Origin of the sequence: Nocardia sp. NPDC052112 (assembly GCF_040680135.1) — a bacterium.
Classification (GTDB): Bacteria; Actinomycetota; Actinomycetes; order Mycobacteriales; family Mycobacteriaceae; genus Nocardia.
Genome location: NZ_JBFAWD010000002.1, coordinates 1 through 13,193, shown reverse-complemented (window position 1 = coordinate 13,193; position 13,193 = coordinate 1). Strand labels below are relative to the sequence as shown.

Annotated in this window: 12 protein-coding genes and 1 pseudogene; 6 read left to right on the top strand and 7 right to left on the bottom strand. The window is 65.4% G+C overall.

Annotated features, from left to right (window positions below; genetic code table 11):
- Positions 1-86 precede the first annotated feature (86 nt).
- The 3 genes from AB0L58_RS03335 to AB0L58_RS03325 are packed head-to-tail and all read right to left on the bottom strand — an operon-like array spanning position 87 to position 2,942.
- Positions 87-959 carry a TIGR03619 family F420-dependent LLM class oxidoreductase gene (locus AB0L58_RS03335; RefSeq protein WP_364380296.1) on the bottom strand — a complete coding sequence of 291 codons (873 nt, stop codon included), beginning with the start codon at positions 957-959 and terminating at the stop codon, positions 87-89.
- A 1-nt stretch (position 960) separates the two neighbouring features.
- Positions 961-2,445, bottom strand: a complete 1,485-nt coding sequence (locus AB0L58_RS03330) for an FAD-binding protein (RefSeq protein WP_364380293.1) — start codon at positions 2,443-2,445, stop codon at positions 961-963.
- On the bottom strand, positions 2,436-2,942 hold the full coding sequence (locus AB0L58_RS03325; protein WP_364380290.1) for a VOC family protein: 507 nt from the start codon (positions 2,940-2,942) through the stop codon (positions 2,436-2,438). Before AB0L58_RS03325 ends, AB0L58_RS03330 begins: the two co-directional genes overlap by 10 nt.
- A 122-nt stretch (positions 2,943-3,064) precedes the next feature.
- Between AB0L58_RS03325 and AB0L58_RS03320 the strand changes: the two genes are divergently transcribed.
- A complete protein-coding gene (locus AB0L58_RS03320; RefSeq protein ID WP_364380287.1) occupies positions 3,065-3,679 on the top strand; it encodes a TetR family transcriptional regulator in 615 nt (204 codons plus the stop codon).
- Positions 3,680-3,718: 39 nt separating this feature from the next.
- Here the strand turns inward: AB0L58_RS03320 and AB0L58_RS03315 are convergent, their stop codons facing one another.
- From AB0L58_RS03315 to AB0L58_RS03300, 4 genes are all read right to left on the bottom strand, one after another.
- Positions 3,719-4,972 carry an MFS transporter gene (locus AB0L58_RS03315; protein WP_364380285.1) on the bottom strand — a complete coding sequence of 418 codons (1,254 nt, stop codon included), beginning with the start codon at positions 4,970-4,972 and terminating at the stop codon, positions 3,719-3,721.
- A complete protein-coding gene (locus AB0L58_RS03310; protein WP_364380283.1) occupies positions 4,969-6,096 on the bottom strand; it encodes a PLP-dependent cysteine synthase family protein in 1,128 nt (375 codons plus the stop codon). The genes AB0L58_RS03315 and AB0L58_RS03310 overlap by 4 nt, the downstream gene beginning before the upstream one ends.
- 100 nt (positions 6,097-6,196) lie before the next feature.
- Entirely contained in the window at positions 6,197-6,640 is a 444-nt protein-coding gene (locus AB0L58_RS03305; protein ID WP_364380280.1) for a hypothetical protein, read from the bottom strand.
- 255 nt (positions 6,641-6,895) lie between these two features.
- Complete coding sequence (locus AB0L58_RS03300) at positions 6,896-7,324, bottom strand: hypothetical protein (RefSeq protein ID WP_364380277.1); 429 nt, start codon at positions 7,322-7,324, stop codon at positions 6,896-6,898.
- Positions 7,325-7,698: 374 nt separating this feature from the next.
- Here AB0L58_RS03300 and AB0L58_RS03295 point away from each other — a divergent pair, with 374 nt between their 5' ends.
- The 5 genes and pseudogenes from AB0L58_RS03295 to AB0L58_RS03275 form a co-directional block, all read left to right on the top strand.
- A complete protein-coding gene (locus AB0L58_RS03295) occupies positions 7,699-8,445 on the top strand; it encodes a hypothetical protein (RefSeq protein ID WP_364380274.1) in 747 nt (248 codons plus the stop codon).
- 265 nt (positions 8,446-8,710) lie between these two features.
- The gene (locus AB0L58_RS03290) at positions 8,711-9,382 is read left to right on the top strand and encodes a hypothetical protein (RefSeq protein WP_364380271.1); all 672 of its coding nucleotides are present in this window, start codon (positions 8,711-8,713) and stop codon (positions 9,380-9,382) included.
- 989 nt (positions 9,383-10,371) lie between these two features.
- Complete coding sequence (locus AB0L58_RS03285; RefSeq protein ID WP_364380268.1) at positions 10,372-10,869, top strand: MarR family transcriptional regulator; 498 nt, start codon at positions 10,372-10,374, stop codon at positions 10,867-10,869.
- Positions 10,870-10,906: 37 nt separating this feature from the next.
- A pseudogene (locus AB0L58_RS03280) lies at positions 10,907-12,433 on the top strand (MFS transporter); the annotation flags it as partial.
- A 21-nt stretch (positions 12,434-12,454) separates the two neighbouring features.
- Positions 12,455-13,193, top strand: a 739-nt coding sequence (locus AB0L58_RS03275; protein WP_364381730.1) for a carboxypeptidase-like regulatory domain-containing protein, incomplete at its 3' end; no start/stop codon positions are given.

The following is a 13,193-nucleotide window of genomic DNA, read 5'->3' as shown; positions in this document are numbered from 1 at the left end:
CCGGGCCATCGGTGAAGCGCAGGGCGACGATGGCCGCATGCCATAACCCGCGCATCTCACCTCGAGCGCGCGGGCCGGGCATCGGTTCAACTCGTCTTCGCGATGACCTTCTCGGCGAACCGAGACAGATGCGCGATCTTGGTGTCCAGCGATTCGGTATCGGGTTCGGTGGTGTACGGGTAGCGGAAGCCGACGATCACATCGGTGACCCCTTTGTCCTCCAACCGCTTCACACCGTCGACGGTGAATCCGTCGAGCGAGATGACGTGGATCTCGAAATCCTTGCGGGTGCCGTATTCGGCGCGCAGGACATCGAGTTTCGCGAGCAGGCGATCCAATTCGGCCGGATCGCCGCCGGCGTGCATCCAGCCGTCGCCGCGCTGGGCCGCACGACGCAATGCCGGGCCGCTGTGTCCGCCGATGAGGATGGGAATCGGTTCGGTGGGCACCGGGCTGATCTTGATGGGCGGCAGATCGTAGAACTCCCCGTGGAATTCGAAATAGCCGCCCGCGGTGAGTCCGCGCACGATATCGATGCACTCGTCCATCCGTGCACCACGACGTTCGAACGGCACACCCATGATGTCGAAATCATCCGGCCACGGGCTGATGCCGACTCCGAAGCCGAACCGGTTCCCGCTCAATGCCGCGATCGAGGCGGCCTGCTTGGCCACCAATACCGGTGGGCGAATGGGCAGCTTCACGACGAAGGGCGTGAGCCGGAGTGTGGTCGTGGCCGCCGCGATGGCAGCCGACAGCACGAATGCCTCGATAAACGGCTTGTCCTCCAGGAACTCCCGACTGCCGTCGGGGGTGTACGGGTAGGTGGCGTCGGATTCCTTCGGATAGGCCACACTGTCGGCGATCGTTATCGAGGTATATCCGGCTGCCTCCGCGGCCTGCGCCAGCGGCACATAGAAGGTCGGGTCCGTCATCGTCTCGGCATAGGTGAATCGCATCTCAATCGCCTTTCATCCTTTCGGCGCTGTGCGCCTTGTTCGATACGGCGCCGGATAGGCCCGCCGCATGTGCACCCGCGCGTCGTCCGAAGAAGGACGCCTCGCCCAGACACGTCCCGCTGGAATAACCGGAACTGTCCTGCGCCAGATTCGAGGCGCAGGCTCCTGCCGCATACAACCCCGGGACCACCGACCCGTCGGTGCGAAGCACCGCACCATCGACCGAGGTCCGCAGCCCACCGAGGGTGAACCCGACGTAGGTGGCCCGACCCGGCGTGAGATCGAAGGCACCCCACGGACGTTCGGTCAACGGCATCAGCCAGTCGGGGTGTTTACCGAACTCCGGATCGCGGCCCTGTGCCGCCGCGGCGTTGTAGTCGTCCACTGTCTTTCGCAGCGCACCGCTGGGAATGCCGAGCGCGGCCGCCATCTCCGCCAGCGAATCCCACCCGTCGACGAACTTCACCATCGGCAGCTCCGGCCACACCATATGCCTGTTGTCCACGATCAGATATGCCGTCGAATCCGGCTGCGCGACAACGGCACCCGCGGTCCGCCCGTGATAGGAATCCTCCGCGACGAACCGCCGCCCCGCCTTGTTCACGATTACCCCGTACAACAGCTCGGCCGGGGGATAGAACGACGCGGTCATGAACGCCCCGTCCATATTCGCGATATCACCGCCTGCCGACTGCCCGAGCCGAATGCCGAGCCCGTCATCGGATGGAACACCCAGCGGCAGAAAATGTTCGGCCAATCGTGGGGTATAGATGGCGACCATCTCCGGATTCATCACGTACCCGCCCGCCGCGAGCACCACCGCACCAGCGGCCGCACCGTCGCGCCAGCACACCCCGACGACCCGCCCGTTCACATCGACGACCAGCTGCCGCACCTCGGTCTCGTACCGGACCGCTATCCCCAATTCCCGCACCCGCCGCGCGAGCACCGCCATCACCTGCCGCCCACCGCGCTCGGCCCGCGCGTTCACCTTGTGCCCGCGCGGCGCGGGCCGCGCCCGTTCGCGATAGGGCCACACCTTCTCGTTGCCGGTCCACATCAGCCCCTCGGTGCCCGGTTGCACAACCGCCTTTCCGGGATAGAACGATCGCTCGAACTCGACCCCGTGCGCCTCCAACCATTCGAAATGCGAGACGCTTCCGGCGCAGTACGCGCGAATCTTCGCCGCATCGGGCTCCGGAGTGACCGCCTCGAGGTAGGCGGTCATCGCCTCGACGCTGTCCGCGTACCCGGTCGCCTGCTGCACCGGCGTACCGCCACCGAGATAGAAATGTCCGGCCGCCAGCGCCGAAGCACCGCCCGCCGCGCCGGTGCGCTCGAGCAGCAGCACGCGAGCCCCCGCCTCGGCCGCACCGATCGCCGCGCAGGCTCCGGCGATGCCGAATCCGACCACGATCACATCCGCGGTCGCATCCCACTCCGCGGGTTCGGTAATGAGCTGGGGGAGTTCGGTTCCTACGCCCATGGGTTCGAAAACCCTTCCGGAATCAGCTGATCGAACATCGCCTTCATATCCGCCGACAGCCGCATGAGCTCGACGGCGGAACCGAGCGTGCCGCCGTCGAGATAGGCGAACTCCATGCCGACGCCCTCGAACGTGCCGCGGGCGAGCACCTCGGCCCCGCTCGCCGTCGCCTCGGCCAGTGCCGCGTCGTAGTCCTCGGGCACCCACGCGACGTGATGCAGTCCGGGCCCGACGCTGTCCAGATGTTCGGAATACAAACTTGTCCCGGACCTGGGCTCGATCAGCTCCAACTGCTGCCCGCCCGCATACCCCAGCGCCACGGTGATCGTGTAATCGGCGGGCGCGCCACGCAGTTCGCACAGCCGCGGCCCGAAGTGCACATCTGGGATGGTGAACCATTTCGCGACGCCGTATCGCTCGGTGAACTCGCGCCGCGCCGCCTCGATATCGCGCACCACCCAGCACAGCTGGAAGATCGGGCCCCGCGTGATGGTCATCGGATCACCTCGAGTCTGCTGCACGAAGGCCGCGCTCAGCACGGCCGCGCCGTCATTTCGTACGGCCCAATTAAGCACTTATGCTTAATATCGTCAATACTTCTGTTTAGTACAGTGCTGATATGGCCACCGAGGATCCGCGTACCGCGCTGCTCGACGCGGGTGAACGACTCATCGCCGAACGCGGCGTTGATGTCCCGCTCCGCGATATCGCCGCGGCCGCGGGCCAGCGCAACAACTCCGCGGTGCATTACTATTTCGACTCCCGCGGCGGTCTGCTCGAGGCCATCGTCGACCGCCGCATGAACTGGCTCGAGGAGCGCCGAATGGGGCTGCTCGCCCGATATGAGGCCGAGGGCAACACACACGAGATCCGCACGCTGGTCGCGATGCTCGCCGCGCCTATCCTCGAACTCATCTATACGGCACAGGTCACCCACTACGGCCGCTTCCTCGAGGTGGTGCGTGCCCACCCGGTAATCGCCGACGCCCGCCGCCTCGCGGGCGCCGATCGCGCCGCCGTCCGCATCATCGCCACCCGCCTGGACGCCGCCCTCCCGCAACTCCCACCCCGCCGACGCCGCCAGCGTCTGGAAACCATGGCGACCGTCATGTTCGCGCTGATCGCCGATTACGAACGCGCCCTGGAAGCGGGCGTGCGCACCGCGGATCCCGACAGCGACACCGGCGAGATCGTCGACATGATCGTCGCGATGCTCACGGTCCCGGTGCGCTGAGCGACTTCGGGTGGTGCGCAGGGATTTTCGCGTCGCAGCCTATGGATCCACGCTCTCGGAGGCCGTGACTTGTGCGGGTGCGGATCGGTCTAGGCCGTGTAATGCCAGCGCAGCGATCGCGCCGATGCCGGTGAGCCCGGCCCAGACCGCCCAGTCGGCGCCCGCGCTGTGGGCGGCGCCGACCACAGCGCCGGTCGCGAGATTGCCGATCAGGATTCCCACGCCGACAACGGTGTTGTAGAACCCGTAGTGAGTGGCTATCAGCCTGCCGTTGGCCAGCGATACCACGGTGTCCATCTCGAACGGGAACACTGCGGCCGTCCCGACTGCCAGCAGCGCTGCGGCCGCCAGGAGCGCCGCGATCGCGGCAACCGTGCCGAATCGCCGTGGTCCGGGCACGAGTACCAGCGGCAGGAACGACACCGTGAGCAGCACCATGCCGACGACCAGTCCGCGGCCGCTGCCCCAGTGGGCGCGCAACCACATGGTGATGCGCAACTGTCCGGCCACCGCGACGACACCCGAGAGCACGAACACCGCCGAGGTCACCACCTGCGAGTGCGCACCTGCCACATAGTCGGCCTGTAGCGGCAGGGCGAGGTAGATCTGGAACGACAGCACGTAGGAACCGATCATCGCCGCCGCGAAGGCCACGAACCGCCGGTTGGAGACCACGGTGCGCCAATCCTCGAGCACCGAGGTCTGCTCCGGCGCGATTTCGGCGCGTCGGGTGGGTAGCGCGCACAGTTGCGCGACCGTCAGCATCGCGAACACCGTTGCCGCCGCGCCCGCAGTGACCCGGAAATCCAGGGTCATCAGCGCGAGACCGACCAGTGGCCCGGCCAGGATGCCTGCTTGGTAGAAGATGTTGAATACCGCGAACGCCTCCACGCGGCGTTCTCCGGTATCGGCCGCGAGATAGGCGCGGACCGCGGGGTTGAACAGGGCTCCGGCGAAACCGGTTGCCGCAGAGGCGATCAGCAGCCCCGGCAGGGACGTGGCGAAGATCAGTAATGTGAAACCACCGGTGCGCAACAGGCATCCGGCGACGATCAGCGGTTTGTATCCGAGCCGGTCGGCCAGTGTGCCGCCGAGCAGGAACATGCCTTGCTGGGAGAAGTTGCGCACACCCAACACCAGTCCGACCGCCCAGGCCGCCAAACCCAATGGTCCGGCCAGGTATCCGGCCAGGTACGGCATCAGCATGTAGAAGCCGAGATTGATGCCGAACTGGTTGACCATCAGCAACTGGGCGGCGAGATCGAAACTGCGGAATTTCGCGACTGCGGTCACGGTGGCTGCTCCCCGCCGCGGGTGAGGTCTTTCGGGTCGACGACGGTGGTGCAGCGGGTCCACGAGTGCACGACGCGCTCGTTCGGATACCCGATGGTGTCCGGTTCGATCGGCGGTTCGGCGTCGAACAGGCCGTGTTCCTCGCAATAGGTGTCGTTGTAGATCGTGTCGAAGTAGCGGCTCGGCCCGTCGGGGAACACGGCCGCGATCCGCAGTTCAGGGTCGAAGATCCGGGCGGCCCACCCCGCGACCAGTGCGACGGCGCCGACGCTCCATCCGCCGCTGGCATGATGGGTCACGGCCAGCGTGCGGCACGACCAGACTGCCTCCGACGGTGCGACCCAATGGATTTCGTCGAAGGCGTCGTAGTCGACGTTGCGCGGGTGGATGCTCGATCCGAGGCCTCGCATCAGCCGTGGGCCGGCCGGTTGGCCGAAGATGGTGGATGCGATCGTGTCGACGCCGATGAGTGTCAGGTCGGGATTGAACCGGCGCAGCAGCCGCGCCACCCCGGCCGAGTGCCCACCGGTGCCGACGGCGCATACCAGCACGTCGATGCCGCCGAGTTGTTCGATCAGCTCGATGGCCAGCGAGTCGTAGCTGTCGGTGTTGTCCGGGTTGTTGTATTGGTCCGGGCACCACGCGCCGGGTTCGCGGTCGAGCAACTCCGTGACCCGATCGAGGCGTGCCTGTTGCCAGCCGCCTGTGGTGTGTGGTTCGGCGACCACGTCGAGGGATGTTCCATAGGCCGTGAGCATCCCTGCGACGATGGGCTCCATCCCCGGGTCGGTGACCACTGTGACCGGATGGTGGTAGACCGTTCCCGCCAGTGCCAGACCGAGTCCGAGCGTGCCGCTCGTGGACTCGACGATCCGCGCACCGGGCGCCAGATCGCCGCGTTGTTTCGCCCGCCGCACCATGTGCAAGGCGGGGCGATCCTTCATCCCGCCCGGATTGAAACCCTCGAGTTTGGCCCAGAATCCGCGGCCCGGCGGTGCCAGCGGCGCGCCGACCCACAACACCGGAGTGTTGCCGACCAGTGCGTGCGGTTGGCAGGCGGGGGTTGGAGCCGACGCCAGCGCTGCGCGAACCTCGGCAAGCCTGCCGAGCACTACATTGTCCATGACGATCGCCTTCGGTATCGAGACCGCTCACAGGGGCGGTGACGTGTACGGCAGCGGACACCGGCCGACGGTCAAGGCATGTCGGCCTAGCGCTGACCGATCAGCGTCGGGCGATACAGAGGTGGGTCAGCAGTACTCTGCCGCTGACGGCGGGCACGGCCGCGACCGGCGGCCCGCGAATGCCACCGGACCCCGCCCAGTGGACAGTCGCGACGACTATGGCCGCGGCCAGCACGAACAGGACCAGCAGCAGCGGTGCGAGACTTCCGCCACCCACCGGTAGTGCAGGGTTGACAAAGCAATGGATATCGTGCGGCACACCGTAGCGACCATCGGTATCGGCGATGGCACGCGAGGGGGCAGCCACAGTCGAGGCGCCCAGGGCGGTGATCGGCGATGCGCTTTCATGGGAGTGCTGGGCAGTCGCGTGGGAATGCTCGTCGGCGTCGAGCAGCGTGCAGTGCAGCAGCGGCGCCATCAGCAGCGCCGCGGCGAGCAGCGCCAGCGCTAGGCCGCCGGCGCGCAAACAACCGACGAATTTCATTATGAATCCACCCTAGCAATCAGATCTCATCGAGTACCACCCGTGCAGTTCACGAACGCCGACGGGCGGCACCAGAGCACGCTCCGTGCGCGTACCGAACCCGTCTTCCCTGATCAGACGCTGCGGTAGGTGTTGATCCCGCATCCGGGCAGCCATCGTCGGATGCGGTAGCCGTAGGTCGAATGCCGCTCGGGCGCAGCCGAATCGGCGCCTTCCGAGCGGTCGGAGACGATTCGTTCGTGACGCCTGTGGGAGCTACTCGAGTCCGTCGGGGGTGTAGAGACGTACCGCTCGAACCGCGGCGGCGACCGCGACGAGCGGGGGTATGCGATGGCCGTGTCCGCCGCCCGCCGACCATGCGAGGCCGGGGGGCAGGGGCCATACGGTGCGGCCGACGTGGAGCACCGCCCCGCAGCGTTGGAGATACTCGATGGCCCGATCGGCTTTGCTGATGCCGGTGACGAGCCGGATTTGGCGCCCGACCGGACCGTCGATGGCGATGGTGGGTCCCGACAGTCCGTTGTCCTGGAAAAACAACTCCACCCCGATCCGCAGCGGAGCGGGTAGCTCGATTCCGGCTCGTTCCACTCCGAACGTCACCACGAGCGTGTCGTCGGCGTGGCTGATCGACCAATCGAACCGGTTGGCCGTGGCGGCGGGTTCGGTGACGGCCGTAGATGTCATGGGATTCGTCGGTGTCGCAATCAGTGTGTACTCCCTTTTCGAGCATCGACAGTGTTCGGGGAACGCACATATGCCCAGACGTCGCTGGTGGGAGGCCATATCGTTACGCTGGCCGATCGGTTGGGGAGGGCATCGGGCATTCGCCTTGCCCTAGGTCTGCTATCTGGGGTCCAGGTTTTGTTCGAGTGGATGTCGTGGACCGGAAGACTCGGTTTCGGCTGATGTCCTCGAAGTCGAGCAAAGGGTAGCTGCGAACCAACTGATCAGCGCACAGCTAATAGTTAGCTATCAAACGTGCTATCGGAAAATATTTAATTAAGATCGATCCGGTAAATCCGTGAACTGGGTGAATCTTGCAGCTAGAGTCGTTGGCTATGACTGACGTACAAGTGGACGAAGGTGGGTATGCCTTCGCGCGCGATATGTGGGCAACTGAAAGACTATGGCTGTCACGGTCCGTGCGGACCATCCTCGTCGGACTCGCCGGCCAACTCAGCGGGCTCGGACCCCAGGCATGGACTCGCTATGAAGACGGTGAGCTGGAATTCGTGGAAGCACGTGAGTTCCAACTCGCCCTGCTGCGAGTACACAGTGTGCTCGCGAACGAGATCGACGCCGGGATGTCGGAAGCTGCTGCCGCCGCCCTCGACCATACGGCCGGGCTGGGCGACGTCGCCTCCGTCACGGGCCTGGACCGGGCGCATACCTATCAGCGCTGGGGCGCCCTCACCGCGGTCGGTGAACGTATTGCGCTCATCATCTCGCAGCCATGGCCGGATGCCGGGCCGTCTGCCCTCCGGTCTCCCGATGTGCTCTACGAGCGAGATCGGCGATGGTGGCGGGTGAGCAGCGCCGCGAGACGCAACGCCCATTTCGCCATCGTTGTCGTCGACCGACTGGTCCAGCGGGTATACGCGATCGACCAAGACGGTTGGCAACCGGATGCTACGGGAGCGCGGTGGGAGTTCCGGGCACTCGGGTCCGAACCGCTATCGCAGATCCACGTGGACCGTGCATACCGAAAGGGGCACCTACCGGTCCGATTGGGCGACCCCTATCCCGCCCGGCTGGATCGCGCGTGCGTCCCCAGTTACTTCTCGGATGGACATGATGGCGCCTGAGGCGCGGACGTCGATGCCATCCCATATCGCAATCCGACGTCAGCGAACGCTTGCGAGGAATCGTACTTTCGGTATGCGCTTCGTCTGATTTCCCGACATTTGCTCGCACCATCACCTATTTCTCTGGGTGAAGCTGGTCAGGACATTGCCGCTGTGATTTTGTGTTGGCGCATCGCTGCCCGTCTACGGTCGCGCGCATTCAGCAGATCCACCTCGCTTGCCTGGGTCCACAAAATAGAATCCATGAAATAGAAAAGGACATTTCGTGATCGAAATCTCGCGCATCGCGGCGGTCGGTATCGCATGCGTTGCAGCAATCGCACCGGTAACCGCCCGCGCGGATGCGCCCGCCGAACATGACATCGAGTACAAAATCACCTCAGTGGAACGTGTTGTGACAACCACGCTATCGGGAGGGACCTTCGTACTCGACCGCGATCACAGCTCGTTCACGATTCGCGATGAGAGCGGCGCACCCGTGATGGTCGTGCCAACGCGATTCATCGTTGGCGACAAGGTGCTCACAGTCGACTCCATACTCGGCAAAGACGCCAAAGAGCTACGGTTGACGCCCGGTGAGCTGCGACCCGCCGGCTCGCCGGCCGCGTCGGCGATCGCATCGCCCGTCGAGAACCAGGCCGCGATGGCGGAGTTCTCGACCCGACTCGGGCTCGCCGCCACGCTCGGTACACTCGTCGGCACCGCGATCGGTCTGGTCGTCGGAGGCGTTACCGGATGCATTATGGGTTTGCCACTGTTAGCGGTGGGCTGCATACCTGCCGCGATCGCCGGTGCGGGGATCGGCGGCATTCTGGGGACACTTGCTGCCGGGGGACCGGTCCTGATGCTTTCGGCCGTGGAGCTGATCGACACGCTCAACGCCCCCGCCGGTACGAGTAAATGGGCGCAGAACTCCTCGCCGACACCCGCGAATTAAGTGTTCAGCGACGCGATGTCACCAGGCGCGATATAGCGCCGACATTGGGCTACCAGGTATTTGCCGAAATTCGGTGAATACTATGGTGGCCTGTGGTTTGCACCATTTCTTTCGGGTAGTCCCGGCGACCGCTCGGGCGCTTACCACGATGTAGGGCAGCGGCTCCGGGGCTCGCTCGGCGACGCGGAGATAGTGCTCGAGCGCACTCGATAACGGCGTGATCGAAGGCGAGGCCGTTGTCCGTGCTCGCGTTCGAGGTTACGGCCACGGCGACGTTTCGTCCGGGGACTGTGGGTAGATCGGTGAACTGACCGTTCGCGGTTCCACCGTGTCCGAAGGCGAGGACGCCGTCGATGCCGTGCAGGAACCCGCAGATGCCGGCCCGGTGACCTTCCATCGGGACGGCATCCATCCGTGGTGCTCCCACGCCCCACCGCGCGTAGTCCGCAGGCGTCTTCGGTGCGGCGCCCAGTTTGCGGCCTGCTTGTTCGAATACCAGGGTGCTGCATCGCCGGTGACCACGGTGGCGGCCTCGACGGTCCGCGGGTCCGCGGCGGCCGCAATATTGCCTCCCCGACTTCGGCCACGCGAACGCGCCGATACCGACCACCTCTACCGCCATCGCACCTACGGCCGGGCCGACGCGAGTTCGTGGTGTACGGTGTCGGGCCGACTTGCCGTCCACTGCCATTGATGCCTGCGGCACTTTTTCGCGCTCGCCCGGTAGAACGGGCCGGGCCACTTCGTTATCTGTTTCTAGGAACGTCGCACACTTTCGCCGCTAGACGCAGACGAGCGTCCTTGGGACAGCGGCCCTTGACCATGTTGCCGAACATCGTTCGGGTCGATCCGACCCGGGTCGGCACCGCGTTCGTCTACGCGCGCCGACCCGCCGACGGCAATACACCACAACCAGCCTAATTGCTTAGCGCAAGTAAGTAATATATAGTTGCGTACCACAAGCAACTAATCTCGTGCTGGGAGTGGGCATGGCAGTGTCACCCGATACGGCTCAGAGCCTGATAAAGGAGCTCTATTTCATGGGCCGGGCGATCCGCGCCGCCCTCTCGCACCCGGAAGAAGGGCAGCTGCTGCCAGGCGGTGTCGGCGTGCTGGGCTCCCTCGAGGCCAAGGGGCGGTGCCGGCAGGTGGATCTGGCCGTGGACTTGTGCATCAGTCCATCGACACTGAGCAGGCATGTCGCCGAGCTGGTGAGCGCCGGCGACATTGCCCGCCACGCCGATCCCAGGGACGGCCGGGCCACCCTCATCGAAATCACCGACCAAGGACGCGATCTGCTGCGGCGCGTCCGAGTGTCGCGGGCGCGGGGATTGCAGGCTGCTCTCGCAGATTGGAGCGAAGACGAAGCCGAGCAGGCCGCCCTGGTTGTTCAGAAGCTCAGGAATTCACTGGCCACAGTCGCGCACCACACCGCAGTGGGCGAGTGCGGGCCGGTTTCGACAGAGAGTCAGGAAGTGGATGTCTAATTCAGTCGATGCGGGGATGCGGCGCGATCCGGACGCGATGACCCATCGTCAAGTCCTGGAAGCCATGACCGGGCTGTTGGCGGCGCTGTTCACGGCGTTGCTCAGCACCACGATCGTGTCGACCGCGCTACCCACGATCATCGGCGATCTGCAGGGTTCGCAGACCGCGTACGCCTGGGTCATCACCACGGCGCTGCTGGCCAACGCCGCGTCGACCCCGATCTGGGGCAAGTTCGCCGATCTGTTCAACAAGAAGCTGTTGGTCCAGTCGGCCATTGTCATCTTCGTCGTCGGTTCGGTGATCGCGGGCGTCGCGGGCAACGTGCCCATGCTGTTGGCGGCACGCGTCGTCCAGGGTGTGGGCATGGGTGGGTTGACCGCGCTCGTCGTCGCGATCATCGGCTCGATCGTCGCGCCGCGCGAACGCGGACGGTATTCCGGCTACATGGGTGCCGTGATGGCGGTTTCGATGTCGGGTGGGCCGATCCTCGGCGGCGTCATCGTCGACAGTCCGCTCGGCTGGCGCTGGTGTTTCTTCGTGTGCGTGCCCCTGGCCGTGATCGCACTGCTGCTGTTGCAGCGGACCTTGCGGCTGCCCACCGAGCGTAAGGACGGAGTATCGATCGACTGGCTCGGCGCCACACTGCTCACCGGCGGTGTGTCGGTCCTGCTCGTTTGGGTGTCGTTCGTCGGGAAAGCCGGCTACTACGCCTGGCTCTCCAGAGAATCGGCGCTCTACGTCGGCATCGGCGTGCTGTTGCTGATCGCGACCGTGTGGGTCGAGTCCCGCGTCAAGTCGCCGATCATCCCGCTGGCGATCGTCGCCGAACGCACCACCGGTCTGGCGATCATCGCCTCGATCGCGGTCGGGGTCGGCATGTTCGGTGCGACCACTTTCCTGGGCCAGTACTTCCAGACCGCGCGCGGATACTCACCGACTGTGGCCGGTGTGCTGACCATCCCGCTGGTCGCGGGCATGCTTGTCGGCTCGGTCGGCTCCGGGCAGCTGATCACCCGATTCGGCAAGTGGAAGCCATTCGTCGTCGCAGGCGGCGCGCTGCTGGTGGTCGGATTCACGCTGCTCTCGACGATCGACCACGCGACCGACCTACGGCTGGTCGGCACGTACATCGCCATTGTCGGGCTCGGCGTCGGCATGATGATGCAGAATCTAGTGCTGGCCGTGCAGAACACCGTGAGTGTGCACAACATCGGCGCGGCGTCCAGCAGTGTCGCCTTCTTCCGCACATTCGGCGGTGCGATCGGTGTTTCGGTGCTCGGTTCGGTGCTGGCTACCCGAGTGAGCGAGCTGTCGGCAGCGGGTTTCGCCAGGCTCGGTGTGAACGTCAGGTCCTCCGGCGGCAGCAACCTGAATCTCGATGCCTTGCCGACACCGATAGCCACGGTCGTGCGCGCCGCCTACGGTGACGCGACCGGCCGGATCTTCCTCATCGCCGCGGCTGCGACGGTCGTTGCCCTCATTGCGACCATGCTGCTTCCGAACCGTCCGCTGCGCCGCACGATCGACATCGATCCGGCCACGAAAGAGTCTGCGTTGCAAGACAATCCGACCGCCGCGGACGACATGGCGGCACTGGATGCCGAACTGGACGAATTCGCGGAGTCGAGCTGGGACGAAACCCAACTCTGGGAAGGCGCCGAGCGGATGTTTACCGAGCCTGAACCGGTGCCGGCCGCGTCGGCCGGGGGGCATGCGTCCGTCGAACAGAACGGTCGTGTGTACCGGGTCATCGCGTCGTCACAGAGCGGCCTGTCGACTGCCGGGCTGTCCGGGGCGGACTTCAACGGTGGGTCGCTCGGTGGTCGTGTCCATCGTGAGGACGGTCATGCGGTGCCAGCTGCGGTGTTGACGTTGATCGATCAGGTGGGCCGTCAGGTAGCGCGCGCGAGCAGTGATTCTGATGGCGGTTATGCGATCACTGCGCCGGAGACGGGCAACTACGTGTTGATCGTGTCGGCGATGGGGCACCAGCCGACTGCGGTCAATGTGTCGGTCGGTCACCAGCCCCAGCGCCTGGATCTGACCTTGGTGGGCTCCGGTGAGTTGTCGGGTGTGGTCCGCACGGCCGGCCATGGTGCGCCGTTGCCGGGTGCGACCGTTACGTTGACCGATTTGCGCGGCGAGGTGGTCGGGGCGGCTGTCACGGGCGGCGACGGCACATACGTGTGTCACGGTGTGGTGTCGGGTGTCTATACGCTGGTCGCGGTCGCCGAGCATATGCGTCCCACCGCAACCACATTGACGGTGCCGGATAGTGGTGTGTTGCGGCATGATATCGAGCTTTCTCCGATGGCGGTACTGG

Bases quoted from the DNA above. Each gene is read 5' to 3' on its own strand.
- AB0L58_RS03335 (WP_364380296.1), bottom strand. From the start codon at position 959: ATGCGATTCACCTATGCCGAGACGATGACGGACCCGACCTTCTATGTG.
- AB0L58_RS03330 (WP_364380293.1), bottom strand. From the start codon at position 2,445: ATGGGCGTAGGAACCGAACTCCCCCAGCTCATTACCGAACCCGCGGAG.
- AB0L58_RS03325 (WP_364380290.1), bottom strand. From the start codon at position 2,942: ATGACCATCACGCGGGGCCCGATCTTCCAGCTGTGCTGGGTGGTGCGC.
- AB0L58_RS03320 (WP_364380287.1), top strand. From the start codon at position 3,065: ATGGCCACCGAGGATCCGCGTACCGCGCTGCTCGACGCGGGTGAACGA.
- AB0L58_RS03310 (WP_364380283.1), bottom strand. From the start codon at position 6,096: ATGGACAATGTAGTGCTCGGCAGGCTTGCCGAGGTTCGCGCAGCGCTG.
- AB0L58_RS03305 (WP_364380280.1), bottom strand. From the start codon at position 6,640: ATGAAATTCGTCGGTTGTTTGCGCGCCGGCGGCCTAGCGCTGGCGCTG.
- AB0L58_RS03300 (WP_364380277.1), bottom strand. From the start codon at position 7,324: ATGACATCTACGGCCGTCACCGAACCCGCCGCCACGGCCAACCGGTTC.
- AB0L58_RS03295 (WP_364380274.1), top strand. From the start codon at position 7,699: ATGACTGACGTACAAGTGGACGAAGGTGGGTATGCCTTCGCGCGCGAT.
- AB0L58_RS03285 (WP_364380268.1), top strand. From the start codon at position 10,372: ATGGCAGTGTCACCCGATACGGCTCAGAGCCTGATAAAGGAGCTCTAT.